General features: G+C 36.2%; 24 protein-coding genes. 14 read left to right on the top strand and 10 right to left on the bottom strand.

Annotated features, from left to right (window positions below; genetic code table 11):
- Nucleotides 1–10: 10 nt before the first annotated feature.
- On the top strand, nt 11–820 hold the full coding sequence (gene zupT, locus Q8X41_RS11180; RefSeq protein ID WP_397536420.1) for a zinc transporter ZupT: 810 nt from the start codon (nt 11–13) through the stop codon (nt 818–820).
- 77 nt (nt 821–897) lie between these two features.
- Here the strand turns inward: zupT and Q8X41_RS11175 are convergent, their stop codons facing one another.
- The 4 genes from Q8X41_RS11175 to thrC form a co-directional block, all read right to left on the bottom strand.
- On the bottom strand, nt 898–1,533 hold the full coding sequence (locus Q8X41_RS11175; RefSeq protein ID WP_397536419.1) for an NAD(P)-dependent oxidoreductase: 636 nt from the start codon (nt 1,531–1,533) through the stop codon (nt 898–900).
- Nucleotides 1,534–1,611: 78 nt separating this feature from the next.
- Complete coding sequence (locus tag Q8X41_RS11170) at nt 1,612–2,025, bottom strand: Rrf2 family transcriptional regulator (RefSeq protein WP_397536418.1); 414 nt, start codon at nt 2,023–2,025, stop codon at nt 1,612–1,614.
- A 125-nt stretch (nt 2,026–2,150) separates the two neighbouring features.
- Nucleotides 2,151–3,062, bottom strand: a complete 912-nt coding sequence (thrB, locus tag Q8X41_RS11165; RefSeq protein ID WP_397536417.1) for a homoserine kinase — start codon at nt 3,060–3,062, stop codon at nt 2,151–2,153.
- On the bottom strand, nt 3,059–4,111 hold the full coding sequence (thrC, locus tag Q8X41_RS11160; protein WP_397536416.1) for a threonine synthase: 1,053 nt from the start codon (nt 4,109–4,111) through the stop codon (nt 3,059–3,061). Before thrC ends, thrB begins: the two co-directional genes overlap by 4 nt.
- A gap of 228 nt (nt 4,112–4,339) precedes the next feature.
- On the opposite strand from thrC, the gene Q8X41_RS11155 reads away from it, so the two are divergent.
- From Q8X41_RS11155 to glpK, 6 genes are all read left to right on the top strand, one after another.
- A complete protein-coding gene (locus Q8X41_RS11155) occupies nt 4,340–5,551 on the top strand; it encodes an MFS transporter (RefSeq protein ID WP_397536415.1) in 1,212 nt (403 codons plus the stop codon).
- A gap of 319 nt (nt 5,552–5,870) precedes the next feature.
- Entirely contained in the window at nt 5,871–6,629 is a 759-nt protein-coding gene (locus Q8X41_RS11150) for a gluconate 2-dehydrogenase subunit 3 family protein (protein ID WP_397540252.1), read from the top strand.
- A gap of 18 nt (nt 6,630–6,647) precedes the next feature.
- Nucleotides 6,648–8,357 (top strand): GMC family oxidoreductase, encoded by a 1,710-nt coding sequence (locus tag Q8X41_RS11145; RefSeq protein ID WP_397536414.1) that lies wholly within the window; start codon nt 6,648–6,650, stop codon nt 8,355–8,357.
- A 46-nt stretch (nt 8,358–8,403) separates the two neighbouring features.
- Nucleotides 8,404–8,607: a twin-arginine translocase TatA/TatE family subunit gene (tatA, locus tag Q8X41_RS11140; RefSeq protein ID WP_397536413.1), complete on the top strand. Its 204-nt coding sequence runs from the start codon at nt 8,404–8,406 to the stop codon at nt 8,605–8,607.
- Between the two features lie 15 nt (nt 8,608–8,622).
- The gene (tatC, locus tag Q8X41_RS11135) at nt 8,623–9,552 is read left to right on the top strand and encodes a twin-arginine translocase subunit TatC (protein WP_397536412.1); all 930 of its coding nucleotides are present in this window, start codon (nt 8,623–8,625) and stop codon (nt 9,550–9,552) included.
- Between the two features lie 403 nt (nt 9,553–9,955).
- On the top strand, nt 9,956–11,449 hold the full coding sequence (glpK, locus tag Q8X41_RS11130; RefSeq protein ID WP_397536411.1) for a glycerol kinase GlpK: 1,494 nt from the start codon (nt 9,956–9,958) through the stop codon (nt 11,447–11,449).
- Nucleotides 11,450–11,708: 259 nt separating this feature from the next.
- Here the strand turns inward: glpK and Q8X41_RS11125 are convergent, their stop codons facing one another.
- Nucleotides 11,709–12,017 carry a nucleotide pyrophosphohydrolase gene (locus Q8X41_RS11125; RefSeq protein WP_397536410.1) on the bottom strand — a complete coding sequence of 103 codons (309 nt, stop codon included), beginning with the start codon at nt 12,015–12,017 and terminating at the stop codon, nt 11,709–11,711.
- Between the two features lie 100 nt (nt 12,018–12,117).
- On the opposite strand from Q8X41_RS11125, the gene Q8X41_RS11120 reads away from it, so the two are divergent.
- Both Q8X41_RS11120 and menC read left to right on the top strand, forming a co-directional pair.
- Nucleotides 12,118–13,266, top strand: a complete 1,149-nt coding sequence (locus Q8X41_RS11120; RefSeq protein WP_397536409.1) for a M20 peptidase aminoacylase family protein — start codon at nt 12,118–12,120, stop codon at nt 13,264–13,266.
- 21 nt (nt 13,267–13,287) lie between these two features.
- Nucleotides 13,288–14,394: an o-succinylbenzoate synthase gene (gene menC, locus Q8X41_RS11115; RefSeq protein ID WP_397536408.1), complete on the top strand. Its 1,107-nt coding sequence runs from the start codon at nt 13,288–13,290 to the stop codon at nt 14,392–14,394.
- Nucleotides 14,395–14,456: 62 nt separating this feature from the next.
- Here the strand turns inward: menC and Q8X41_RS11110 are convergent, their stop codons facing one another.
- Nucleotides 14,457–14,942: a GNAT family N-acetyltransferase gene (locus Q8X41_RS11110; RefSeq protein WP_397540251.1), complete on the bottom strand. Its 486-nt coding sequence runs from the start codon at nt 14,940–14,942 to the stop codon at nt 14,457–14,459.
- 33 nt (nt 14,943–14,975) lie between these two features.
- The gene (locus tag Q8X41_RS11105; RefSeq protein ID WP_397536407.1) at nt 14,976–15,263 is read right to left on the bottom strand and encodes a hypothetical protein; all 288 of its coding nucleotides are present in this window, start codon (nt 15,261–15,263) and stop codon (nt 14,976–14,978) included.
- Between the two features lie 238 nt (nt 15,264–15,501).
- On the opposite strand from Q8X41_RS11105, the gene Q8X41_RS11100 reads away from it, so the two are divergent.
- Entirely contained in the window at nt 15,502–16,428 is a 927-nt protein-coding gene (locus Q8X41_RS11100; protein ID WP_397536406.1) for a manganese-dependent inorganic pyrophosphatase, read from the top strand.
- A gap of 54 nt (nt 16,429–16,482) precedes the next feature.
- Here the strand turns inward: Q8X41_RS11100 and Q8X41_RS11095 are convergent, their stop codons facing one another.
- The gene (locus Q8X41_RS11095) at nt 16,483–17,859 is read right to left on the bottom strand and encodes an FAD-dependent oxidoreductase (RefSeq protein WP_397536405.1); all 1,377 of its coding nucleotides are present in this window, start codon (nt 17,857–17,859) and stop codon (nt 16,483–16,485) included.
- Nucleotides 17,860–17,976: 117 nt separating this feature from the next.
- On the opposite strand from Q8X41_RS11095, the gene Q8X41_RS11090 reads away from it, so the two are divergent.
- Nucleotides 17,977–18,684 (top strand): DsbA family oxidoreductase, encoded by a 708-nt coding sequence (locus Q8X41_RS11090; protein ID WP_397536404.1) that lies wholly within the window; start codon nt 17,977–17,979, stop codon nt 18,682–18,684.
- A gap of 245 nt (nt 18,685–18,929) precedes the next feature.
- A complete protein-coding gene (locus Q8X41_RS11085) occupies nt 18,930–19,577 on the top strand; it encodes an FMN-dependent NADH-azoreductase (RefSeq protein ID WP_397536403.1) in 648 nt (215 codons plus the stop codon).
- 267 nt (nt 19,578–19,844) lie between these two features.
- On the opposite strand, the gene Q8X41_RS11080 is transcribed toward Q8X41_RS11085, so the two are convergent.
- On the bottom strand, nt 19,845–20,369 hold the full coding sequence (locus tag Q8X41_RS11080; RefSeq protein ID WP_397536402.1) for a YceI family protein: 525 nt from the start codon (nt 20,367–20,369) through the stop codon (nt 19,845–19,847).
- Between the two features lie 103 nt (nt 20,370–20,472).
- On the bottom strand, nt 20,473–21,339 hold the full coding sequence (locus tag Q8X41_RS11075; RefSeq protein WP_397536401.1) for a VOC family protein: 867 nt from the start codon (nt 21,337–21,339) through the stop codon (nt 20,473–20,475).
- Nucleotides 21,340–21,483: 144 nt separating this feature from the next.
- Here Q8X41_RS11075 and Q8X41_RS11070 point away from each other — a divergent pair, with 144 nt between their 5' ends.
- Together Q8X41_RS11070 and murB are read left to right on the top strand one after the other, a co-directional pair.
- Nucleotides 21,484–21,789, top strand: a complete 306-nt coding sequence (locus tag Q8X41_RS11070) for a winged helix-turn-helix transcriptional regulator (RefSeq protein ID WP_397536400.1) — start codon at nt 21,484–21,486, stop codon at nt 21,787–21,789.
- Nucleotides 21,790–21,868: 79 nt separating this feature from the next.
- Entirely contained in the window at nt 21,869–22,807 is a 939-nt protein-coding gene (murB, locus tag Q8X41_RS11065; RefSeq protein WP_397540250.1) for a UDP-N-acetylmuramate dehydrogenase, read from the top strand.
- Nucleotides 22,808–22,873: the final 66 nt, after the last annotated feature.

Below are 22,873 nucleotides of genomic sequence, written 5' to 3'. Positions count from 1 at the left end.
AGGTATGCGTATGGATGGAAGTGTTTTATATGCATTGGGGTTAACTTTATTCGCTGGATTAGCAACAGGTGTAGGAAGCTTAATTGCATTCTTTACATCGAGGACCAATACGAAGTTTTTATCATTTGCACTGGGGTTTTCAGCAGGTGTAATGATTTATGTATCACTCGTTGAAATTTTCGTAAAGGCAAAGATTGCACTTGTAAATGAATTAGGTGCTAGACAAGGTTATTTGTTAACAGTTATAGGGTTCTTCAGTGGGATGCTGCTAATTGCATTGATTGATAAACTTATTCCGAAGCAAGGAAATCCTCATGAAGTGAAGATGGTAGAAGATTTGCAAAAGGGGCCATCAAATGATGACTATGCAAAGCTGATGAAAATGGGCATCTTTACAGCATTAGCAATTGGTATTCACAATTTTCCAGAGGGCATTGCGACATTTGTTTCAGCTTTAAATGATCCAAATCTTGGTTTAGCTATTGCTATTGCTGTAGCTATTCATAATATTCCAGAAGGGATTGCTGTATCTGTACCGATTTTCTTTGCAACAGGTAATCGCAAGAGGGCATTTAAGCTATCATTTTTATCAGGTTTAGCAGAACCTGTTGGAGCTTTTGTAGCATATCTAATTTTAATGCCATTTTTGAATGATGTTATGTTCGGGATGATTTTCGCTGGAGTTGCCGGAATTATGGTCTTTATTTCATTGGATGAATTATTACCAGCTGCACGAAAATACGATGAAGCACATTCATCTATTTATGGCGTTGTATTAGGAATGATTGTGATGGCTATTAGTTTAGTTTTGTTGGCATAAAGAAAAAATGAATAAGAAAGGGTACTACATCAGTTATTTATTTCACCAATGTAGTATCCTTTTTGTTTAACATATATTTATTTGTTTGATGCCACTGTAAAGCGTTCATTTACATGTTTAGGATTTTCAATTTCATCTAGTACTGCGATTGCGAAGTCAGCATATGATACATAGCTTTCACCTTGTTCGTTAACTAATAAGTGATCTTGTCCTTCAATATATTTGCCAGTACGTGAACCTTCTGGATCGAAGAATGCTGATGGGCTTAAGAATGTCCAAGTAATTGAAGATGCTTGTATATCTGCTAAGTTTTGAGCTTGGTTAGATGCAGTTGCTTTAAACATATCAGGGAAATCAGGTGTTTCAACGACACGTACAGTTTTTTCAGGATCTACGAATAGACTTCCTGCGCCACCAACTACAAATAATTTTGTATCTTTTGCATCTTTGAATATATCGATTAGGTGGCGACCAGCTTCCACATGAAGTGTTTCTTGTCCTATTGGTGCTCCAAAAGCATTTACCACAACATCGAATGCATTAATATCTGAAGTTGTTAAGTCGAATACATCTTTTTCTAATACTGCTACTGATTGATCTTGTAATTTTGCTGCGTTACGAACAATTGCTGTCACTTCATGACCACGAGAAACAGCTTCTGATAAAATTTTACTTCCTGCTTTACCTGTTGCGCCGATAATTCCAATTTTCATTATAAATTCCTCCTAAAATGGGTGTTTGTTAAATGTAACAAATTTAGTTACAGGTTGGGCGAGAAAATAGATCGTCCCTTATGGAAAGAGATGATCTAAAACGTCTTGTAATGTCTCTTCTTCTAATTTACTTTCCATTGCTTGCTGTACGGAACAGAATACATCATCTAATGTTGATTGTATTTGTTTACCAACTGCACAATTAGGATTTGGTTTGTCATGAATGGCAAATAAATCTTCGGGTGCTTGTACAGCACGATAGATATCTAATAAGGTTATGTCCCTAGGAGATACAATTAGCTCATAACCAGATACACCTGCATGTGAAGCGATTAAACCAGCTTTTTTCAACTGGCTACTAATACGACGAATAACAACTGGATTTGTATTGACACTACTTGCAATAAAATCAGATGTTAATGTATGTGTATCTTTTGATGAAGCAATTAATGAAAGTATATGAATAGCGACAGAGAACCGACTGTTTACCATGGGCTCACCACCTGTTTGTAACTATCATAGTTACAACTGGGCGGAATGTCAAATAAAATGTTTGTGAGCTTCCTTCTAGATAGAAAAAAACGAGCACCATTTTATGATGGCACTCGGTAGATAAATTATTCAACAAGTTCTGAGGTTGTTACTTGTACACCCTTTGTATCGACGTGTACAGCTTTAATATCATAGCTTGGGAATAAAGACTTCATCCTTGCAACAAAGCTTTCTACACGGTCTTTAGAAATAAGTGAGATGAGAGTAGGGCCAGCACCACTAATAGCAGTTCCATAAGCTCCCGCGTCTTTAGCTATTTGTCGAATTTCATGGTAGTTTGGAATTAAATTTGCGCGGAAAGGCTCGTGGAACAAATCATGTTCCATAAATTCACCTGCACGATTGTAATCTTTTAATATTAACGCAGCAGTTAGCATATTAGCGTTTGCACTCGCATGAACTGCATAAGCTTTATCATAATTTGCAGGTAACACTTTACGAGCTTCTTCTGTTTTCAATTTTACATTTGGAATAAAAACAGCAAATGCTGCGTCAATATCTTGTACGTTAATTAATTCAAGTTGTCCATTTGGTAATGTGGCGCCAATTGTTAGACCACCGCATACGGAAGCGGATGCATTATCTGGGTGTCCTTCTATTTTAGAAGCTAAACGACAACGTTCATCAATCGTTAGGTTTAAGTCGCATACTTGATTTGTAATTTCAATGCCAGCAACAATTGCAGAAGCGCTACTACCAAGTCCACGAGCTAAAGGTAATTCACTCCACATATCAACTTTACAAGGAGGCAAGCTAACGTTATAGCGTTCTGCAGTTTCATTTGCTACTTTATAAATTAAATGATCTTCTACTGTGAATTTTTCTGGAAGGTGAACTGAATGATGCTTAAATTCCCATCGGTCAATGATTGTAACATCTAAATTAAGATATAGTCCTAGAGCTAATCCTATTGAATCGAATCCTGGTCCGAGGTTTGCTGTACTACCAGGGACAGAAATTGACCATTTTTTACTCATACTAATCCCTCAATATATTTGCGAATTTCTTCTTCGTCATTTGGTAATGAAACCATGTCAACAACGGAAGCTTTAACGGCTGTATCTGGATCTTTTAAACCATTACCTGTTAATACGGCTACTACTCGACTACCTTTTGGAATAGAACCATTTGCAACCGATTGGAAGACTCCTGCAACTGAAGCAGCTGATCCTGGTTCAGCAAAAACGCCTTCTTTAGATGCAATTTGGCGATATGCATTTAAAATCTCTTCATCCGTAACCGAACCGATTTTTCCTTCTGATTCATCACGAGCAGCTTCTGCTAGTTTCCAACTTGCTGGGTTGCCAATGCGAATAGCAGTTGCAATTGTTTCGGGGTGTGCGATTGGTGCACCTTGAACGATTGCAGCGGCACCTTCAGCTTCAAAGCCAAACATTTTTGGTAATTTTGTTCCTTTTTTCTCATGGTATTCTTTAAAACCTTTCCAGTAAGCGCTAATGTTACCGGCATTACCAACTGGAATTGCTAGAATATCAGGTGCATCACCTAACTGATCGCAAACTTCAAATGCAGCCGTTTTTTGTCCTTCTAATCGATATGGGTTTACAGAGTTAACCAATGTAACGGCAGTTGTTTCACTAATATCACGGACAACTTGTAATGCTTCGTCAAAGTTACCGTCGATTTCAATGATTTTCGCACCGTACATGTAAGCTTGAGCAAGTTTACCAGCGGCTACTTTTCCTTTTGGAATTACGATAATTGCTTGAATACCTGCGCGAGCAGCATATGCGGCAGCAGCGGCAGAAGTGTTACCAGTTGAAGCGCAAATGACACATTTACTACCTTCCTCGATTGCCTTTGCTACAGCCATTACCATTCCACGGTCTTTAAAAGAGCCAGTTGGATTTAATCCTTCGAATTTCACATGCAAATCAATTCCTAGCTCTTTTGATAATGTATCTAAATGAATAAGAGGTGTATTACCTTCATGTAATGTTAAAGCAGGTGTTTTGTCTGTTACGGGTAATAATTCTTTATAGTGATCTAAAAGGCCCTTCCACATATGTAACATTCTCCTTTTTATAAATATTTTTATGTTCATTCTAAAAATACAATTGTTTTTCTATAAGAGACATTTTAACGCATTTTAGGTCTTGTTTTCAATAGCTTCTATATAAATTTTCGAAACTATTTGAATTTATTTTATACCTTGTCACAAAATATATTTCTGTGTATAGTTATATTTACAATCTAGTTTACAAGTGTAAAGACACATGGAGGCGTGTTAATTATGAGACAAGCAGTAAATGTACAATCGGTTTCACGTAATAAATTACTAGGTGTAGCAGGTATCGGCTGGCTATTCGATGCACTTGATGTTGGGATTCTATCATTTGTTATTGCTGCACTTGCAAAGGATTGGAATTTAACAACTACGCAGATGGGATGGATCGGTAGTGTGAATTCAATTGGTATGGCCGTAGGTGCCTTTGTATTTGGTATTTTTGCAGACCGAATTGGTCGAAAATCTGTTTTTATTTGGACATTAGTTATTTTTTCATTAGCGAGTGGATTGTCAGCTTTTGCTTCTACTTTAACGATTTTCATCGTATTACGATTTTTCATCGGAATGGGTCTTGGTGGTGAACTACCGGTTGCTTCTACATTAGTTTCTGAAAATGTAGCAGCCAATGAAAGAGGAAGAGTTGTTGTATTGTTAGAGAGCTTCTGGGCTGTAGGCTGGTTATTAGCGGCGCTTATTTCATACTTTGTGATTCCACAATACGGTTGGCGTGTAGCGTTATTATTAACGGCTATTCCGGCAATTTACGCAGTATACTTACGATTACATTTACCAGATTCACAACAGTTTACTGCAAAAAAGAATCCAACACGAAGTGTATTACAAAATCTTAAAGATGTTTGGTCAAAAACTTATATCAAACCAACATTTATGTTATGGATTGTTTGGTTCACAGTTGTATTTTCTTACTACGGAATGTTTTTATGGTTACCAAGTGTAATGGTTTTGAAAGGATTTAGTTTAATCAAAAGTTTTGAATATGTGCTATTAATGACGTTAGCTCAATTACCGGGGTACTTCACTGCGGCTTGGCTGATTGAAAAGGCAGGACGGAAATTTGTGTTAGCTACCTATTTATTAGGTACGGCAATTAGCGCACTTATATTTGGTTTAACAGATGTAACATGGATCCTAATTGTTTCTGGAATGTTATTATCATTCTTTAACTTAGGAGCATGGGGTGCACTTTATGCATATACACCTGAACAATATCCTACAGTCATAAGAGGTACTGGAGTAGGAATGGCAGCTTCCGTTGGTCGACTGGGAGGAATTTTTGGACCATTACTAGTTGGAACATTAATGGCAAATGGAGTTTCAATTGGATGGATTTTTGCTATTTTCTGTGGCGCAATATTAATTGGTATCTTTGCAATTCTATTCTTAGGAAATGAAACCAAGCAAACGGTCTTACAATAATGCTCAAACTAACATTTTGATCTTAGAAACTAGGGCATACACAGTCTCTAAACAGAAAATAGTAATGTATAGAATAAAAGGATTGGCAATTACTAGTTGCCAATCCTTTTTGTGTTGAATGCACAATTTGCGTCCAATATATACTCATATCTACTGTGAATCCCTATCACAAAAAAGAATGTGAAGTTTTTTAAAACTTTTATGAATAGGCAAGATTAGAATAATGTCGAATCGGGAAATACTTATGCTCAAGAGTAAGATTTTTCAAATTTAAATGAGTAGAAATGATAATTTCTATTATAAAGGGAGGGTTCTAATGATGAGCAATAAAGACAATAAAGATATTTCAAGACGTGACTTCCTGAAAACAACCGGTATTGCTACAGGAACATTAATCGGTGGAGGTTTAATAGGTGGTTTGATTGGCTATAACACCAACAAAACAGCCATGCCAACAAAATTACCAAATACCACTACGAATAATACAACGAACAAAACAGCTCAAACCAGTGAAGGCAAAATGTTCTTTACTACAGATAAAGACTTTAACATTATTGCTACTGCAACTGAACGTATTTTTCCAAAAGACGATTTAGGACCAGGTGCAATTGATTTAGGTGTACCATATTTTATCGACCGTCAATTAGCAGGGCAATACGGAAGCAATTCAAAGGAATATATGCTAGGACCTTTTGCTTCAGGTCTACCTACACAAGGTTACCAGTCTCGTCTAACCCGTGCAGAAATCTTCAGACAAGGGATTGAAAAACTAGATACTGAGGCTGAAAAACGGTATAAAAAAAGCTTTACAGATATTTCAGATCAAGAACGCGATGTAATCCTTACTGCTTTTCAAAAAGATGAAGTTAAAATGCAAGGTGTTACTGCAAGCTTCTTCTTTAATTTACTTCGTTCAGCAACATTAGAAGGTGCATATTCTGATCCTTTATATGGTGGGAACAGAAATATGGAAGGCTGGAAAATGAAGGGGTTCCCAGGGCACCAAATGTCTTATATTAACGTGATTGAAAAGCCAGGATACCAAAAAATCGCACCTAGATCATTAGGTATGCATTAATTTTAGGAGGTTGTAACAATGGCGAAAACTATGCCAAAAGTTGATGTAGTTACTGTTGGAGTTGGTTGGACAGGGGGGATTGTTGCTGCAGAGTGTACCAAAGCAGGTTTAAAAGTTGTAGGACTTGAAAGAGGTAAATCACGTGGGACTGTAAACTTTGCTAACGTGCATGATGAATACCGTTATGCAATTCGTTATGATTTAATGCAAGATTTATCGAAAGAAACGGTTACTTTCCGTAACAATCGTAAACAACAAGCGTTACCAATGCGCCAATTAGGTTCATTCTTACTTGGAGAAGGCCTAGGTGGATCGGGTACTCACTGGAATGGACAAACATTTCGCTTTTTGCCATATGACTTTGAAATCAAAACGATGACGGATAAAAAATATGGAAAAAATTTCTTAGGGCCAGGCTACCAATATCAAGACTGGGGTCTAAATTATGATCAATTGGAACCATACTTTGATAAGTTTGAAAAAACTGCTGGGGTTAGTGGTGAAGATAACCCTCTAGGGCCAAAACGTTCTGATAAATATCCAAACAAACCAATGAAGAAAACGCCACTACTCCAAAAATTTGAAAAGGCATCGCAAAAGTTAGGGTATCACCCATACATGATGCCTTCAGCAAACTTGTCTGCACCATACAAAAATATATATGGAGAAACCATTAACGCATGCCAATATTGTGGTTTCTGTGAACGATTCGGTTGTGAATATGGTGCAAAGTCTTCCCCGGAAGTAGCTGTTATTCCAGCTGCTTTAAAAACGGGCAAATATGAAATTCGTTTTGACTCGAATGTTGTTGAAGTTCTCACTAAAGGTGGAAAAGCAACAGGTGTTAGATATATAGATACAGTTACAGGTGAGGAATATATTCAACCTGCAGACGTGGTTGTCCTAACTTCATATATGATGAACAATGCAAAATTATTAATGGTATCCAAAATTGGTACGATGTATGATCCAGCTACTGGTAGAGGTACACTTGGACGTAACTATTGCTACCAAATAATGCCGGGAGCATCAGGCTTCTTTGATGAACAATTCAACGTATTTATGGGAGCAGGCTCACTAGGTGAATGTTTAGATGACTTTAATGGTGATAATTTCGATCATTCTAAACTTGGATTTATCCATGGTGCAAATATTGCGTTAACACAATTAGGTCTCCGTCCTATTGGGAATAACCCAACTCATGTTGATACACCAACGTGGGGAGCAGCATTCAAAAAAGATTCTATTATGAACTATACACGTTCTTTAAGTGTTGCAGGTCAAGGTGCTTCTATTCCTTACAAAGAAAATTTCTTGACTTTAGATACTAGATACAAAGATGTTTACGGTGTTCCATTATTACAAGTAAACTATGACTTCACTGATCAAGATAAAAAACTACACAAATTCATCTCTGATAAATGTGGAGAAATCCTGAAAGAAATGGGGGCTAAAAAAGTTGAAGTTCGTGGGGAGCTCACAAACTACAATATCGCACCTTACCAATCTACGCATAACACAGGTGGTACCGTTATGAGTAAAACACCAGATGAGGGTGTAGTAAATAACTACTTACAACACTGGAATTGTGAAAATTTATTTGCAGTAGGTGCTGGAGCTTTTGCAAATAACTCAGGGTATAACCCAACAGATACAGTGGGTGCTTTATCTTTCCGATGTGCGGAAGGTATTATTAAATATTCTAAAAAAGGTGGTTCATTGGTTTAATAGCTTTTGTTATTAAACTAATTTACTGAAAAAGGAGGAATTTGTCATGGGCTTTAGTTCAATTGGCATTCCGGGATTAATCGTTATTTTGGTTATCGTTTTAATTGTTTTTGGGCCAAAGAAGTTACCTGAAATTGGATCCGCAGTGGGTAAAACTTTCTCGGAATTCAAGAAGTCAACTCAGGGTTTAATAGACGACGATGACGAAACAAAAAAAGAAAAATCAACTTCTGATAAAAAGGAAATTTAACTAGAGGGTGTTCTTATGGATCCTTATGAAGAAAATGCAAAAAAGGTACTCAGCCCTTTGGATATAATGAGTGAAGATGAATTAGAAGAAACAGAGAAAGAAAAAGTAGTGGATGAGACTTCTTTTGAATCAGAAGTTTCTGAAATTGAATCTACCTCTCTTGCTAATAATCAAAATGAACAGGAGAAAGAAGTGGAAGATGATAATCCTTTAGCTGAAATGAGTGAAGCTTTTGTTGAACATTTAGCTGATCTAAGAAAACAACTAATTAAAGGTATTGCTATTTTTGTTATCTTTTTCATCATTGTATTATCAACAGTGAATAAATGGCTTCCATACGTAACAAGAGGACATAAGTTAGTTATTTTAGGGCCACTTGAAGTGATTAAATTCTATATGTCGATTTCTACAACATTAGCTCTAGGCCTTTCCTTGCCATTCTTAATGCATTTTGTATGGACATTTATCAAACCAGGATTGAAAGAAAACGAAAAAGGATTTCTAGGATTATATTCTCCAGTAATGCTTGTATTATTTGTGATGGGTATTGCATTTGGATACTTTGTTCTACACCCATTAAGTTACGATTTTCTTGTTGGTATAGGAGAATCAAATTTTAACATAATGGTCTCAGCCAGTCAGTATATGAGTTTTCTTATTATGACTACTGTTCCCGTTGGCTTGATGTTTGAATTACCGATTATTGCGATGTTTTTATCAACAATAGGTGTTTTAAACTCTAATACGATAAAGAACATTAGAAGATGGGCATATGTTATTATGGCTGTTCTATCTGCTTTAGTTACACCGTCGCCGGACTTTTTTAGTCAAATAATTTTGCTTATCCCAATGATATTATTATATGAAATCAGTGTTTTACTAGTGAAAAGAATTGAACGCAAACAAGCCGCTAAAACGGAAGAAAGCGCTAACGTTCATGTATAGCTTTTTTTTACCAGACTTGCCCAATGAGGAACTTATTATAAGTTTGTTAGTTCGTTTGAGAAAAGGCTCATTCATTTGTAATTAGCAGATGAATGAGCCTTTTGTGATTTAAGTTAAGATTCAAGAAGTTTCATGTACATATAAGCTATTCTTAGCTCAAATTCTCAGTACTTTTCTTGGTACAGTAATTGTTTATTTTGTATACTTACCTCATTGGGATGCAATGGATGATCTGGAATATAAAATTATTATGTTGAGTATTCTATACCAGCAATTAATTACCCATTATCTAACTAAAGATAAATCTAGTATTTTGTTTTGGATATCCCTTGCTATTATTTGGAAATATTTATAAGTGATCAATCAACAGTAAAAAAGTAGAAAATAAACAGGGGGTAATATTATGTCTGAGAAATACATTATGGCTTTAGATCAAGGAACAACTAGTTCACGTGCAATTTTATTTGATCAATCAGGTAATATCTTTCATACAACGCAACAAGAATTTCCACAATACTTTCCACAATCAGGTTGGGTAGAACATAATGCTGAAGAAATTTGGAGTTCTATTTTATCTGTTATAGCTGGTGTTCTTTCAGAAAAGAATGTAAGCGCTGACCAAGTTGTAGGTATTGGTATTACAAACCAACGCGAAACAACTGTTGTTTGGAATAAAAACACTGGAGACCCTATTTACAATGCGATTGTATGGCAATCTCGTCAAACAGCAGGAATCTGTGATGAGTTAAGAAAACAAGGCTATAACGATTTGTTCCGAGATAAGACAGGTTTATTAATCGATGCTTATTTCTCAGGAACAAAAGTAAAATGGATATTAGATCATGTTGAAGGAGCTCGTGAAAAAGCTGAAAATGGGGATCTGTTATTTGGTACAATCGATACTTGGTTAATCTGGAAGTTATCAGGTGGCAAAGTGCATGTTACAGACTATACCAACGCTTCTCGTACATTAATGTACAATATTCATGAGTTAAAATGGGATGAAGAATTACTGGAAATTCTAGGTATTCCAGCTTTAATGCTTCCCGAAGTTCGTCCTTCTTCAGAAATTTATGGAACAACAAGTACAACGCATTTCTTTGGTCAGCAAGTTCCAATAGCAGGAGTGGCAGGGGACCAGCAAGCAGCGTTATTTGGTCAGGCATGCTTTGAAAAGGGTATGGTAAAAAATACTTATGGTACCGGATGCTTCATGTTAATGAATACTGGTGAAACAGCAGTTAAATCTGAACATGGGCTATTAACAACAATTGCTTGGGGAGTTGACGGCAAAGTAAACTATGCATTAGAAGGTAGTATTTTTGTTGCTGGATCAGCTATTCAATGGTTACGAGATGGTTTACGTATGTTCCGTACTGCTGATGAAAGTGAACGCTACGCTCAAAAAGTAGATTCTACTGAAGGTGTATATGTAGTTCCTGCATTTGTAGGTTTAGGAACTCCATATTGGGATAGTGATGTGAGAGGAGCAGTATTTGGTTTAACTCGTGGTACGCAAAAAGAACACTTCATTCGTGCGACATTAGAATCCCTTGCTTACCAAACAAAAGACGTACTAGATGCTATGGAAGCTGATTCAGGGATCTCACTGAAAACATTACGAGTAGATGGAGGAGCAGTAGCAAACAATTTCTTAATGCAATTCCAATCTGATCTACTAAATGTACCTGTAGAACGTCCTACCATTAATGAAACGACAGCTCTAGGTGCTGCCTATCTTGCAGGGCTTGCTGTTGGGTTTTGGAAAAGTACAGATGCTATATCAAAACACTGGCATTTAAATAAACAATTCATTCCAGAAATGACTGCAGTCAAACGTGAAGAATTATACACAGGTTGGCAAAAAGCTATTCGTGCTGCACAAGCATTTAAATAGTAAAAGCGTAAGTGGCTCGTCCAGCTTTATGTAAGGAAGTTCGACTAAGATCGCCACATCGTGTGGCAACGTCGAATGCTCTCGCATCCATGCGAGGCAAATGTTCCTCTGACAGAGGGGCGCTTTTTGCCCCGTCCGAGGAGGGTTATCTGGCCCGAAAAGCTAGCCACTGAAGCTGGATAATAGTAAAAGCGTAAGTGGCTCGTCCAGAAAATAAATAAAATAATAGCTTGCTACTTAAATGTAGCAAGCTATTTTCTTATTTTGTCGTTTTTTCAGGTATTGGATATTTAATTGCGTTTTTCACCAATTTATCTTTCACTGCTTTTTCTAAATCGACGTGCATACAATCAGCCATCTGAATAAGATATATTAAGACGTCAGCCATTTCTTCGACGATAGCTTGTTTATCGTTTTCAATGGATTCTTCAGCAGTTGTCCATTGAAAACATTCAAGCAACTCGTTTGCTTCAAGTGAAATAGATATAGCTAAGTTTTTTACGTCATGGTTACCAGCCCAACCACGATCATTTCGGAACTTTAAAACTTCTTTTATTATTTCTTGCATATTGTAACCCACTTTCGATAAAGAATATAATAAATTAATTATATAGAACTTTGTCGGAATATAAAATTGCTACTAAATGTTTAAAAGGACGGGATTATAGATGAAAACACAATTGAAGGATATAGAGCCGAGGCTAAAAGAGATATTCGAGTATTTACATGCTAATCCGGAGATTGCCTGGCAAGAATATAATACTACAACATATATCACAAATCTTTTAAAGCAAGAAGGCTATGAGGTGCATACCTTTTCAAATAGCACAGGATTATATGTAGAAATTGGTCACGGTAAGCCAGTAATTGGTTTACGTACAGACATGGATGCTCTATTGCAAGAAGTGGACGGAGAAATGCGAGCAAATCATTCTTGTGGTCATGATGGGCATATGACGATGATTATTGGTGTGCTCTTACTTATTAAAAAACTTAAAATACAATTTAATGGTACATTACGAGTACTATTCCAACCTGCTGAAGAAAAAGGAGAAGGTGCCCTATCATTTGTAGAAAAAGGTCTTATAGATGATATAGATTATTTGTTTGGTGTTCATGTTAGACCGATACAAGAACTTGAAGATGGCACATTTTCACCAGCATTACATCACGGTGCATCAATGATGATTGCAGCTGAGATTTATGGTGTAGAGGCACATGCAGCTAGACCACATTTGGGGAAAAATGCGATCGAAATTGGTAGTAGCTTAGTTGAAGCATTGAAATCGATTCATATTGACACCATGATTCCTTATTCGGTTAAGGTAACAAAATTCCATTCAGGTGGAGAATCAGGAAATATAATTCCAGGAAAAGCTTTTATTAATCTAGATGTAAGAGCACAGACAAACGAAGGGATGAATGTGCTTGTGGAAGATATTCATCGTATAGTTGAAGCAGTTAGTACGTTATATGATGCAAATATAGTATTAAAAGTTTTAACGGATATTGCTGCAGCAAAAGTTGATGAGGATGCACAGGAAATTTTAGAACATGCAATTATACAATCGGTTGGACCTGAAAAAGTTCGCCCTCCTCTTTTTACACCAGGCGGAGAGGATTTCCACTTTTATACGAAGCAACGACCAAATGTGAAGACAACAATGTTAGGATTAGGCTGTGGATTAACGCCGGGTTTGCATCATCCGAACATGACATTTAATAGAGAGCAATTAATTACAGGAGTAGAGATTTTAACACGAACGGTTTTATGTGCATTTGAATATGCAAAATTGGAGCGAAAAATAACACAATGAGATTATAGGAGAGTGGTGACGTTGAAGATTGATCATGTGACCATTCGACAACTAAAAATGCGTATGAAATCGCCATTTGTAACGAGCTTTGGATCCGTACAGGATAAACAATTTTTAATTGTAGAAGTAAAAGATGCAAATGGTTTAACAGGCTATGGAGAAGGGGTAGCTTTTGAGGTACCTTGGTATACAGAAGAAACGATGAAAACAAGCTGGCATCTATTAGAGGATTTTCTTATACCAATGGTATTGCATAAGGAAATAGGACATCCATCTGAAGTAAGCACAATATTTCATTCGATTCGTCGAAATAATATGGCAAAGGCTGCTATTGAGACAGCAATGTGGGATTTATATGCAAAACAAAATAAAATACCTCTAGCAACAGCTTTAGGAGGAATGAGAAAGGCCGTAGAAGTAGGCGTTAGTATTGGTATTCAACCAACAACTGCCAAACTTTACGAAAAAATTGATCATGCATTAAAAGAAGGCTACAAACGCATTAAGGTAAAAATAAAACCAGGATTAGATATTTCTCTTATCCGTGCAATACGTGAACGATATCCTGAGGTTCCTTTAATGGCGGATGCGAATTCGTGCTATACATTAGAGAACCTTCCATTATTAAAAGCATTAGATCAATATAATTTATTAATGATAGAACAACCTCTTGCTGCAGATGATATTTTAGAACATGCAAAATTGCAGAAACAAATTAAAACACCCATTTGTTTGGACGAGAGTATTTGTTCATACGATGATGCTAAAACAGCCATTGAACTAGAAAGTTGTGGGGTAATCAATATAAAATATGCCCGTGTTGGTGGTTTAACAGAAGCAAAGAGAATTCATAATTTATGCGAAGAAAATAATATAAAAGTTTGGTGTGGCGGGATGCTGGAGGCCGGTGTAGGCCGAGCGCATGCGGTAGCATTAACAACATTATCAAATTTTGTATTGCCAGGAGATACTGCAGGGTCTAGCCATTATTGGGAGGAAGATATTATAGAGCCTAAAGTCGAAGTAAAAGAAGGACTTATCAATATCCCACACGAACCAGGCATTGGTTATCGTATCAATTTTTCTGCATTAGATCGTTATACGGTGAAACAGCATCAATATAGTTGAAATTAAAAACAGCTGATTATTCATTAATATGCAAATGAATAATCAGCTGTTTAATCCATTAATTAGATAAATATTTTACTCATATAAAGCTCATCTACGTAGTCTGAATTAATTTTGATAGATTTATTTCTTTGTCCATCAATCGAGAATCCAAATTTTTCGTATAATGAAATGGCTTTTTTGTTTGTTTTAATAACGGATAGTTCTAAACGTGTAATGTTCATTGCTTGTGCCCATTTTTCAGCTTCGCCCATTAGTGCTGTACCGATACCTTGGTTAGCAAATTTTTCGAGTACGCCAATCATTATTGAAGCACAATGTTTTGAACGAGGTGCATTATTTCCTAAAATAGAAATAACACCACCGATTTCACCATTAATAATTGCTATTAAAATGGTTCCAGAATGGCTAGTCTTCCATTTCGTAATAAGTTTGCGGAAACTCTGTACAGAAATCGTATTATCATTTTTTCCGTATAACATGTAGTCAGATTCTGCAAACAATTGTTGATATAAACCAATTACTTCACGTGCATCATCTATTTCAATCGGACGAATGATATATGTAGGGTGATTGCTAGATTATGGATATAATTCAGAATTAACAAGATTTGTAGTAGTTTTTTCGAAAGTGACATAATAGCCTAATTGAATATCTGAAACATTATATCCGTAATCAGTCCAAGCAATAAAATGCTTTAATGGAGGCTTAGTTTTCTTCCACCAGCTTTTATTTAGAAAAGAGGCGTTAGGTAGTGGTTGGCCCATAATGGTTTCAATTTCAGAGAAGGTTAAGGTAAGTTTATCTTCTGTGGTTGCTTCAAAGTAAGCAGCTAGTGGTATGTATTTTTTTTCGATCTTTTTTTCCATTTAAACCCCTCTTTATTTTTGATAAATAATATATAGAAATATTAACATAGGATGAAAATGAAATGCACTGTTTTTTCACGGAGTATTCACTTGATAGAAAAATCATTTCATTGTTTTTTAGACTAGTAAGTTCTCTTTGTGGATATCCTCTGTCCTAAAAGGAACTTTCATTCTTTTTCATCACTAGATGTGATAAAATAAAATCGAAAATTGTAGATAAATTTTAGGAGGAATTATAATGAGTAAAGTCCTTGTTTTCGGACATAAAAACCCTGATACAGATACTATTACATCTGCGTTAGTATATGCATACTTAAAACAACAAATTGGAGTCGAAGCTGAAGCTGTTCGCTTAGGTGAACCAAACAATGAAACAGCTTATGCGTTAGAAAAATTTGGATTCGAAGCACCACGCTTGGTTGAAAAAGTATCTCCTGAAGCTGCTCAAGTAATCCTAGTTGACCACAACGAACGTCAACAATCTGCAGATGATATCTCAGAAGTACAAATCACAGAAGTAATCGATCACCATCGTATTGCTAACTTTGAAACAGCGGATCCATTGTACTATCGTGCAGAACCAGTAGGTTGTACAGCGACAATACTAAATAAAATTTTCAAAGAAAATGATGTTGAAATCCCTGCAAATTATGCTGGTTTAATGCTTTCAGCTATCATTTCTGATACATTATTATTCAAATCGCCGACTTGCACAGAACAAGACGTAAAAGCTGCAAAAGAACTTGCTGAAAAAGCTGGTGTTAATGCAGAAGAATACGGTCTTGCTATGTTAAAAGCTGGTGCTGATTTAAGTGATAAATCTCTAGAAGATTTACTTTCTCTTGATGCAAAAGAATTCTCTATGGGTGATAATAAAGTAGTCATCGCACAAGTAAATGCTGTTGACGTAAACGATGTTCTTGATCGTCAAGCTGAGCTTGAAACATTACTTAATAAAGAAGTTGAAGAAAAAGGTTTGGATTTATTCTTCTTCGTTGTAACGGATATTCTAAATAATGATTCAGTAGCTGTACCAGTAGGTAAAGTAGCAGAAAAAGTAGCTCCAGCATTTGGCGCTTCTATAGAAAACAACCGTGTTGTACTAAAAGGCGTTGTATCTCGTAAAAAACAAATCGTTCCTGCATTAACTGATGCATTAAAATAATGATTGAATCCCGAAAAGGCTGTCCAATTCATCATTCGAGTTGGACAGCCTTTTTCATTTTATTAAATTTAATGGTTTTACAGCGGGCCCTTCTAATACAGAGCCGTCTTTTGCAAATCTAGAGCCATGGCATGAACAATCCCACGTTTCATCCGCTTCATTCCATCTTGTTTTACAGCCCAAATGAGTGCATCTAGGCATGGAGCTCCTAGTAACATATCCTCCTATTAAATCTACAGCCGTTTGACCACCTATCTTTAATGCTTGCCACAAAGCATCACCAATTGTCGTATGTTTTGGAGAATATAGTTCAATCCCAGCATTAGGCCGTCTTAAAATACCATCGCTTACAATTTGACCTGCAACCAGTGAATTAGATATACCCCATTTTCTAAAGCCAGTAGAAAGCCAAATATTTGGATGACTTGAACTGATTTGCCCTACGTAAGGAAGCAAATCTGGCGTTTCGGGATCTTGTGCAGCCCATTTGAATGGAATATCAGTAGCTGCAAAATTTTCGTAAGCTTCTTTTTCAATGGCGTCATAGAAAATATTTGTATTTGATAAGGCACCTGCTCGATGTGATGAACCAACGAGTAATGTGTAGTTGTCACCACCTATTTGTACTGTACGTATTGATCTACCAGGCTGATCAATTGAAAGATACTGCCCTGTATATGGTTCAGAACTTTTGAAAGCTACAATGTATGAACGATTAATTTTGAGCTTTACTAATTGCAAACCGATGATAGCCTCTAACGGATAATGAGAGCAAATAACTAAATCTTTACAGTAAACGGTTTGCTTATTTTCAAGTTCTACATAGGGTTTAGATAGATTAATATGCTGAACCCGAGAATTTTCATAAAACTTAGCGCCTGCCTTTACAGCCATATCCATAATGCTTTGCCCAAACAGTACTGGATGGATTTGTGCTTGATCTAGCATAGCAACGGATGCTTTCATTGCATATGGTATTTCTCCCTTTTCACCAAAAGTTCCAGGTATATGCAATTGTTTATAAGCAGCCCATTCGTCCTCTAGCTTCTTTATATTTTTTCCTTCTAAAGTATATAAATAGGATGTTGCAGGCTGAATGATAGAAGAGTCTACAAGATCAAAAGCAGAAGAAATTGCTTTTTGATTTAGTTCATAATAAAGTAAGGCAGAATCTAACCCAAATTTCTCGATTATTGATTGATAAACAGGACCATGTTGTGCCGTCAATTTTCCTGTGGAATGTCCGGTCGCACCGTGAAGCAATGAATTGCCTTCAAGTAAAACGACTTCTTTACCTGCTTTGGCTAAATGATAAGCAGTCATTATTCCGCTAAGACCACCACCGATGATACAAACATCTGTCTGTATGGATTCCTCGAGAGATGGTTTAGAATTGGTTCGTTTGTTTTGCAACCAGATAGATGAGTTCATTGATGAATCTCCTACTATTTTTGAGTAGCATGTGCAATAAGAACAAAATTATACAAAGCAGAAAAATTGCACAATGAATAAAGTGCCCGATAGAATAGATGCAAGAGGTGAATAAAAATGAAAATTGAAATATGGTCAGATTATGTATGTCCATTTTGTTATATCGGTAAAAGAGAATTAGAAAATGCACTTAAAAAAACAGGCTTTCAAGATCAAGTAGAGGTAGAATTTAAAAGTTATCAACTTAGTCCAGATTCTCCAGCTACTTCAGAACAGAGTATTTATGAAGAGCTAGCAGAAAAATATGGTATATCACTAGAACAAGCGAAAGTACAAACGGAAGGTGTTAAAGCACGTGCGCAAGAAGTTGGATTAGCGTATGATTTTGATCGCATGAAACCAGCCAATACTTTTAAAGCGCATCGTCTTGCAAAATATGCTGAATCTGTAGGTAAGGGTGCTGAAATGAGCGAACGATTAATGCAAGCATACTTTATTGAAACACAAGAAATCGGATTAACAGATATTTTAATAGATTTAGCAGTAGAAGTGGGCTTAGATCGAAAAACTGTGGAAAATGTCCTAAACGACGATACATTTGCAACAGATGTACTAACTGATATTCAGAAAGCATCACAAATAGGCGTTCGAGGAGTACCATTTTTTGTCATCAACGATAAATATGCAATTTCTGGTGCACAGCCTGGGGAAGTTTTTGAAAATGCAGTTCGCCAAGTTGCTGAAGAAGATGGCTTACAACCTAGCTTAAAAATGATGGGGCAAGAGGGTTCAGGAATTTGCACAGACGGCAAATGTGAACTATAAAGTGAAACTTCACTCAGTGTTAGTTGAACCAATCGGGCAATTACGGGAGTTGCCCGTCTACTTATCTTCGTGTCTCCTGCTCGAGTCTTGAAGTAATAATCTTACTACCCATTAATGAGGGGGAAATATCAGCCAAAAGTATGAAAGCACATTCGTTGACTTAGAATGTGTTTTCTTTTAAAATAAAATTATCTTGAATTGAAGATAAATAAAATTAGATTATTAAAAAGAGAGTGGTAGAGATTATGACAAACGTATTAGTAGTAAAAGCAAATAACCGTCCTGCTGACCAAGCAATTTCAAGTAAAATGTATGAAACATTTATGGAAGAACTAAAAGGTTCAGATCTTAACGTTTCTGTATATGATGTGTACGAAGAAGATACACCATACTTCGGACAAGATCTTTTTGAAGCATTTGGTAAATTGCAAAGTGGCGAAGAATTATCAGAACTTCAATCTCGCACGCTTGCTGCAAAACAAAAAGCAATGGATGCTATTACAGCAGCTGATGTAGTTGTATTTGCATTCCCACTATGGAATTTAACAATCCCTGCTAAATTACACACATTTATCGATTATGTATTTGCTGCAGGATTTGCATTCAAATATGATGAAAATGGTAACTTAGTAAGCTTAATGCCAGAGAAAAAAGCAATTTTCTTAAACGCTCGTGGTGGAATTTACTCAACTCCAGAAGCAGCACCAATGGAAATGGCTGTAAATTACATGCGTAACGTATTTGGTGGCATATTCGGTATGGAAATCATCGATGAAGTAATTATCGAAGGTCACAATGCGATGTCTGATAAAGCACAAGAAATCATTGCTAATGGTTTAGAAGAAGTTAAAGCAGCAGCAAAAAGTTTAAAAGAACTTACTGTTTTAGCTTAATAATTAAGAAATAATATGAATCCCGTCGCAAATTAGTGCGTCGGGATTTTTTGTCTATGTTAACTATCAGTTAGCACAATTTAACGGAAGAAGCGGAGTTTTTAACGTAAATTGTTGTAAGGGCGAATACAATTAAAAAAAGAGCGAATAACCCGGCCTAGAGAGCGAATAACTCAACCCAGAGAGCCAATAAAAAGCTGGATTGCAATTTAATGCAAAGAAAAAAGCCCACTCTCAATAGGGAGTGGGCTAATCGTTTAGAATTATTTACGCTGGGTTAGCTTCTAATTCGATTTTGATTTTGATATCTTCGCCAACTAGTACGCCACCTGTTTCAAGTGCTGCGTTCCAAGTTAAGCCGAATTCTTTACGGTTGATTTTACCTGTAGCTTCAAATGCTACAACTTCAACGCCCCATGGGTTAGTACCTTTACCGCCGTATTCAACTTCAAAAGTAACAGGTTTAGTAACGTCTTTGACAGTGAAATCACCAGTTAATTTGTATTCGCCTGCACCTTCAGATTTGATGTCAGTTGCAACGAAAGTCATTTTAGGGAATTGCTCTGCATCAAAGAAGTCTGCAGATTTTAAGTGGTTATCACGATCTTCGTTGTTTGTATTTACGCTGTTTACATCGATTTCAAATTTGATAGATGCACCAGTTAAATCTTCTGGGTTTGCATGAATATCAGCTGTAAATGAATCGAATCCACCTTTTACTTTTGAAATCATCATGTGTTTTACTTCGAAACCTAAGTTAGAGTGTGCTGCATCAACGTTAAATTTTGTCATTTTAAAATTCCTCCTAAAGAATGTTTGTTTTGTTATATATATCATAATACATTATTATCTCGAAATCAAGATGTATTAATTAAAGATAATAATGGGATGTGAGTCATGCATTTTTAACTGTAAAAATCATACCGTTATGATTTGGATCTTTAACAATTACTTTTCCTTCAACCTCTTCAAATGAAACTTGGCATTCAATTAAGTTTTGTTTCAATTTGTTTAATTCATCGATTGAAGAAAGGATTAAAGAGTAGTTAATCAAACCACTTGCAATACTTGGCGCTAATGGTGCACCAATACCATTCCAAACGTTTGCTGCAATATGATGGTGATAGCCGCCTGCTGACATGAAGTAAGCAGAGTTCATAAAGTTTGTTTTTAAATCCAAACCAAGTGCTTCTAAATAGAAGCGGCTTAAGTTGCTGTTAAGTTCAGAAACAGTTAAGTGCATATGTCCTAAAATAGTGCCACGTGGAAAACCTGTCCATTCACGTTCAGAATCAAATAATGCCATAATGCCATTAAAATCGACAGGTAATGTATCTGTATCAATTCCACCGTCATCATTAATTGCCCATTCACTTCGTGGTCTGTCACGGTAAATCTCAATCCCATTACCTTCAGGATCTGTTAAATAGAATGCTTCAGAGTACAAGTGATCACCAGCGCCGCTAAATGGAGCTTTCATTTTCATAAGATTGCCCACCATATATGCAAGATCTTCGCGACTGGGTACTAAAATAGCGAAATGGAAAAGGCCCGTAGTTCGTGGTGGTTTAGGTACCACATCTTCACTAACCGTTAATATAAGAATAGGTTCAGAACTTCCTGCACCAAAGATAACTTCAGTATCTGATTCGTTTAATAAATTGAAACCCAATGCTTGATAAAATTTCTTTTGAGTTTCAAGTGATTGAACACGCAATTGTACATAACCTAATTGCATATTAGGATCTAATTTGAATGTCAAAGTAGTTCCTCCTCTCAAATTCTCTCAACTTACTTTTCGTAACTTACTATAAAACAGTAAATTGATTACGTCAAGTAATTAAGTTACGAAAAGTTTACTTTTTTTTTGATTGTCGGTACAATATAGTTATTAGAGGTGAAAAATATGAAGGAAACAGCACTATGTCCACGATTATCTAAAGCGATGGATTTGATCGGCAAACGGTGGGTTGGTCTAATTTTATATGAATTACTAGAAGGGCCAAAGCGCTTTAACGAAATTGAAACAGCACTTCCTATTAGTGGTCGTTTACTGTCAGAACGTTTAAAAGAACTGGAAAAAGAGGGACTTGTAGAGCGCCAAGTTTATACAGAAGTACCAGTTCGTGTTGAATATAGTCTTACAGAAATGGGATTAAGCTTAAAAGATGCGATAGATGCTATTGAAATTTGGTCTAAAAGATGGCTTTAAGTGAATTTTGCTTGTAAAAAAGGCGTTGTATATTCATACTTAATGAAGGAAAAGAAAGTATGAAAGGAATGGACTTTCCATTATGAAAGAACAATGGGTCAAAGATTTATCTACAATTGTAAATCCTCAAGACGTTAAAATAGATGAACCACTAAAAAACTATACAATGACAAAACTTGGTGGCAATGCAGATGTATTTGTAATGCCCTCTACAGAAGAAGCAGCATCTGAAGTTGTGAAGTATGCACATCTTCACAAAGTACCAATCTTTTTATTAGGGAATGGCTCGAATATGGTCATTAGAGACGGTGGTATTCGAGGGATTGTTTTAAATCTTTCAAAACTGGATCAAATTCGTATTGACGGAACAACTGTCTATGCACAATCAGGAGCGCTTATTATAGACGTTTCAAAGGCAGCAGCTGCCAAATCTTTAACTGGGCTTGAATTTTCTTGCGGTATTCCGGGTTCTATCGGTGGAGCAATGGCGATGAATGCTGGAGCATACGGCGGTGAAATTAAAGATGTCATCGTAAGTTGTAAAGTATTAACACCGACTGGAGATATATTAGAACTTTCAAAAGAACAATTAGAACTTGGCTATCGTAAAAGTATAATTGCTAAGAATGGTTACTATGTTTTATCTTCTGTTTTTGAATTACAAAAAGGTGACCAAGAAACAATTGATGCAACGATTACTGATTTAACTTTCAAACGTCAATCAAAACAACCGCTTGAATATCCTTCAGCGGGAAGTGTATTTAAACGACCTCCGGGTAATTTTGCCGGTAAGCTAATCCAAGATAGCGGATTGCAAGGTAAAGGTGTAGGAGATGCGGAAGTTTCTACGAAGCATGCAGGCTTTATCATTAATAAGGGCAATGCAACCGCAAGTGATTACATTGATACAATTCATATGGTTCAAAGAGTTGTAAAAGAAACATTTGATATTGATCTTGAAACAGAAGTTAAAATCGTTGGGGAAGATTTACCAACTGACAAAAATAAGACACTATAGTATAGAAGCGTTTCAAAAGTGACGCCTTTCGTTAATATATACGGAAGGCGTATTTTTTTACATAGG

The organism is Rummeliibacillus pycnus (assembly GCF_044359855.1).
Lineage (GTDB): Bacteria > Bacillota > Bacilli > Bacillales_A > Planococcaceae > Rummeliibacillus > Rummeliibacillus pycnus_A.
The sequence above is the reverse complement of the archived record's forward strand: the minus strand, read 5'-3'. Positions and strand labels throughout refer to the sequence as shown.

Excerpts from the sequence above, each read along its gene's own strand:
- Q8X41_RS11170 (WP_397536418.1), bottom strand. The coding sequence starts at position 2,025 with ATGGTAAACAGTCGGTTCTCTGTCGCTATTCATATACTTTCATTAATT.
- Q8X41_RS11155 (WP_397536415.1), top strand. The coding sequence starts at position 4,340 with ATGAGACAAGCAGTAAATGTACAATCGGTTTCACGTAATAAATTACTA.
- tatC (WP_397536412.1), top strand. The coding sequence starts at position 8,623 with ATGGATCCTTATGAAGAAAATGCAAAAAAGGTACTCAGCCCTTTGGAT.
- Q8X41_RS11080 (WP_397536402.1), bottom strand. The coding sequence starts at position 20,369 with ATGACAAAATTTAACGTTGATGCAGCACACTCTAACTTAGGTTTCGAA.
- thrC (WP_397536416.1), bottom strand. The coding sequence starts at position 4,111 with ATGTGGAAGGGCCTTTTAGATCACTATAAAGAATTATTACCCGTAACA.
- Q8X41_RS11095 (WP_397536405.1), bottom strand. The coding sequence starts at position 17,859 with ATGAACTCATCTATCTGGTTGCAAAACAAACGAACCAATTCTAAACCA.
- tatA (WP_397536413.1), top strand. The coding sequence starts at position 8,404 with ATGGGCTTTAGTTCAATTGGCATTCCGGGATTAATCGTTATTTTGGTT.
- thrB (WP_397536417.1), bottom strand. The coding sequence starts at position 3,062 with ATGAGTAAAAAATGGTCAATTTCTGTCCCTGGTAGTACAGCAAACCTC.
- Q8X41_RS11125 (WP_397536410.1), bottom strand. The coding sequence starts at position 12,017 with ATGCAAGAAATAATAAAAGAAGTTTTAAAGTTCCGAAATGATCGTGGT.
- Q8X41_RS11090 (WP_397536404.1), top strand. The coding sequence starts at position 17,977 with ATGAAAATTGAAATATGGTCAGATTATGTATGTCCATTTTGTTATATC.
- Q8X41_RS11120 (WP_397536409.1), top strand. The coding sequence starts at position 12,118 with ATGAAAACACAATTGAAGGATATAGAGCCGAGGCTAAAAGAGATATTC.
- zupT (WP_397536420.1), top strand. The coding sequence starts at position 11 with ATGGATGGAAGTGTTTTATATGCATTGGGGTTAACTTTATTCGCTGGA.
- Q8X41_RS11070 (WP_397536400.1), top strand. The coding sequence starts at position 21,484 with ATGAAGGAAACAGCACTATGTCCACGATTATCTAAAGCGATGGATTTG.
- Q8X41_RS11085 (WP_397536403.1), top strand. The coding sequence starts at position 18,930 with ATGACAAACGTATTAGTAGTAAAAGCAAATAACCGTCCTGCTGACCAA.
- Q8X41_RS11150 (WP_397540252.1), top strand. The coding sequence starts at position 5,871 with ATGAGCAATAAAGACAATAAAGATATTTCAAGACGTGACTTCCTGAAA.
- glpK (WP_397536411.1), top strand. The coding sequence starts at position 9,956 with ATGTCTGAGAAATACATTATGGCTTTAGATCAAGGAACAACTAGTTCA.
- Q8X41_RS11100 (WP_397536406.1), top strand. The coding sequence starts at position 15,502 with ATGAGTAAAGTCCTTGTTTTCGGACATAAAAACCCTGATACAGATACT.
- Q8X41_RS11105 (WP_397536407.1), bottom strand. The coding sequence starts at position 15,263 with ATGGAAAAAAAGATCGAAAAAAAATACATACCACTAGCTGCTTACTTT.
- Q8X41_RS11175 (WP_397536419.1), bottom strand. The coding sequence starts at position 1,533 with ATGAAAATTGGAATTATCGGCGCAACAGGTAAAGCAGGAAGTAAAATT.
- Q8X41_RS11145 (WP_397536414.1), top strand. The coding sequence starts at position 6,648 with ATGGCGAAAACTATGCCAAAAGTTGATGTAGTTACTGTTGGAGTTGGT.